The 1,638-nt window shown below is 62.1% G+C and carries 1 protein-coding gene; it reads right to left on the bottom strand.

Translation table 11 applies throughout. From position 1 onward, the window contains the following. Positions 1-203 precede the first annotated feature (203 nt). Positions 204-1,466: an IS4 family transposase gene (locus MXD61_RS05580; protein ID WP_248811774.1), complete on the bottom strand. Its 1,263-nt coding sequence runs from the start codon at positions 1,464-1,466 to the stop codon at positions 204-206. Between the last annotated feature and the right edge of the window lie 172 nt (positions 1,467-1,638).

Genomic DNA, 1,638 nt, shown 5'->3' on the forward strand with positions numbered 1-1,638 from the left:
CAATGGCGCTTAGTTAAGCGGTCCGGGCAAGGATGATCTTCGGTGGCTGATCATGTCGGGTGTCGGTGTCTGTTGGGCGTTTGACCCGGTAGGCGTTGTGTCGGCCTCGTCTGATGGTGCGTGGGTATGTGCGGTGGCGGCGCGCAGGGTTGAGCCTTTCGGTGATCTCTGTGAAGGTTTCCCGGAGCGCGTGTGTGTGGTCGTCAGGGGGATAAATCCGCCTGGTCGGTGACCTGGCGGCGGATGACGCGTAGTGATCGCATGAAGGATAGTCTGTCCGGGTCGACGTCGGCTTCGTCGGCGGCCTCGCGCATAAGACTTCGGATTGCGTAGTGGCTGAGGAGAAGCGCCCAGATCTCCTGTTCCACCAGGTCTGGGAGTTGCGAGCGTAGGACGCGGGCTTCGCCTCGCTGGTGGGTTTTCACCTCATCGAAAATGTTTTCGATTTCCCAGCGCTCGTGATAGGCCGTGGCGAGTTCCACCGCGGGTATGTCGGTGTGGTCGAGGATGTTGGTGACCAGGCAGATCAGTTCTCCGGTTCCGGAGCCGGTGCGGTCGGGCACGGTGTATTCGATGACCCGGACTGGTGTCGCGGATTCCTCGGGAACGTCACGGCCGGCGCGGGCGTCGGCGATGAGCTGTTCCCGTCGTTTCCCGCCTATTTTCGGATTGATGATGATGGAGAGGTAGGAGCCGTCGGGGAGAGGTTGGATGACCGGTAGCGTGAGGTTGGACTTGACCCGCCAGAGTAGATCCGCGCCGGTGTCGAGTGCCTGGTGCCAGAGGTCGTAGCTGTAGAAGTTGCGGTCGGCGGTGAGGAGCATCCCTGGTTCGCAGGCATCGAGCAGAGTGGCAGCGAGTGCGCGTTCGTCGCTGGCACATGGGCCGACCGCGGCCGAGACGATCGCGTGCGTGCCGCATTCGGCGAGGGCGACGACATGGACCTGCGGCTGGGCGCTGGCCTTGTGTCCGTTGGTGTGGCGTCCGAACCTGGCAACGTTCTCGGCGGTGTCCGCCGCGTCGAGGAAGAATCCGTCGATCGCCATCAGTCGCCGGGAACGCAGCCATGCGCCCTTGGTACCTCGCCCCGCGACGGGCACGGCGACACGTTCGAACAGCAGCTTCAGTGGTGCGGCGCCGAGTCTGACTCGTGCCTGCGAGATCGCCCCGCTGGTCGGGACCTTCCAGTCACCCTTCCAGTTCCCCAACCATGTCAACGCACCGGCGAGTTTACGCATGACTTCTTCGTAGTCATCGTCGAAGAACAGGCACATAGCCATGGTGAAGTACACCATCACCCGGGCCGGTAGTAGCCTGACGCGCCGTTCCTGCCGTTTCGTCTCCACCAGCACCTCATCGACGAGGTCCCGGGGGACGATTTTGGCAAGCACGCCGAGCGAAATACGATCGGTGAGCCGCTCGTTTTCAACGGCTGGCAGTTCAACTACCTGACGAAGACGCACCACGGCAGGATTCTATCTTCTTGCCGGCCGAAATCGCGACAGGATCCATCCGTCGCCCACTGATCGACGTTGAGGAACTCTCCTGGATGCCGTGTTCGAAAGTTGACCGGAAAGGGATCGGGTGTTGGCGTGTTGGGATGGACGAACGCCCCTCCTCCTTAACCGAGTGGCATTG

This window comes from Frankia sp. AgPm24 (assembly GCF_023243055.1).
GTDB lineage: Bacteria > Actinomycetota > Actinomycetes > Frankiales > Frankiaceae > Frankia > Frankia umida.